This window comes from Vibrio sp. 10N.222.48.A3 (assembly GCF_041475345.1).
Taxonomy (GTDB): Bacteria; Pseudomonadota; Gammaproteobacteria; order Enterobacterales; family Vibrionaceae; genus Vibrio; species Vibrio tasmaniensis_A.
This window is the reverse complement of sequence record NZ_JBFRVX010000796.1, coordinates 1-1,345: the sequence shown is the minus strand read 5'-3', so window position 1 is coordinate 1,345 and position 1,345 is coordinate 1. Positions and strand designations below refer to the sequence as shown.

Below are 1,345 nucleotides of genomic sequence, written 5' to 3'. Positions count from 1 at the left end.
AGGTGTAGTGATACGTTTCCGCTAAGAAAAGACCTTCAAGCTTTTCATTTTCGATACCAAGCTTTTGTGCGATCTCTTTTTCAGAAACATCATTCAACGTCTGCTGAATGAATTCGTTGTCTTTTAGCTGAACAAGCCACTCATCAAAACGACTGCCCTCTACGAAGGTAATAGTAAATTGGTGCTCTTTCCCTTCTACAAGCACTTGTAACGCCTGTTCTAGGGTTAAACCTGGTTCGAGCAGGAATGTACCCGCTTTTACGTCTACAAGCTCAGGATGTAACTTACGGATTAATTTCTCGTAAGGAGAAGCCTCAAACAGCCCTTCATTAATCAACTGTGCGAGGACGCGGTTAAAGCTGCTGCCTGAAGCAACAGTAACAACTTGTGGTTTTTCCAATTGAATAACTTGTTTCAGGTTATCTTGCGCTTGGTTGTAAACATAAAAACCAGCAGCCACGGCTGCGATTAGGCACAAGATAATAAAAATAAATAACTTTTTGATCACGAGTTTAGTTGTCCTTGAAGGCTACGAGTAACGGTTCCAATGTTGAATTGGGTATCACTAATACGGGTAACTGGGGCAACCCCTAAAATGGAGTTGGTCATGAAAACCTCATCAGCTTGCATGAGTTGAGATAAGCAGTAGTCACTAATAGTAACGGAAAGTTCAGCTTGATTCAGCGCGGTTAACACTTGCTTACGCATAACCCCTGCAACGCCACTTTGCGTCAGTTGAGGAGTGTGAATCGTCTGCCCTTTTCGCCAAAACAGATTAGCCATGGTGGTTTCAATCACGTTACCTGATATATCCAGAACCACGCCATCCACTTCACCGGCCTGATCCATTTCATCTTTCATCAAGATTTGCTCAAGGCGATTATTGTGCTTATGACCGGCCAATAATGGGCTCAAACCCAGTGCTTGTTGGCAGATACCGAGTTCTACACCGGAATCTTGCCACGCGAAATAATGACTTGGGTAATCAAATGTACTGATGGTTATCGTTGGCTTGGCGATATTCTTGGTACTGTAGCCACGACCGCCTGCCCCACGGCTAACGTGCAGCTTGAGCCCTGCTTTTTCATTATGAGGCTTGTTTTTTTCTTGAAGATTCGTTGAACCATCAAGGCTCTTTGTACCAGGAGGCGCATTGTGTTGGATATGTTCAAGTGCATTATCGAGCCAAAGGTTAACCGTATTCCAATCAAGTTCGGAAATGCGTAACGCTTTAAGACAATCATCAACACGACGCTGATGATCGTGAAAATATTGAATCTGGCCATCTTGAACAAGCATGGTAGTAAAACAGCCGTCTCCATACTGAAACGAGCGATCTAAGATA

General features: G+C 43.6%; 2 protein-coding genes. Both read right to left on the bottom strand.

The genetic code is table 11. From position 1 onward, the window contains the following. Positions 1 to 508: endolytic transglycosylase MltG (locus AB4653_RS19915; RefSeq protein ID WP_372105124.1), on the bottom strand; the 508-nt coding region annotated here is incomplete at its 3' end. Beyond that, the gene (pabC, locus tag AB4653_RS19910) at positions 505 to 1,344 is read right to left on the bottom strand and encodes an aminodeoxychorismate lyase (protein WP_372105122.1); all 840 of its coding nucleotides are present in this window, start codon (positions 1,342 to 1,344) and stop codon (positions 505 to 507) included. The genes pabC and AB4653_RS19915, both read right to left, overlap by 4 nt. Between the last annotated feature and the right edge of the window lies 1 nt (position 1,345).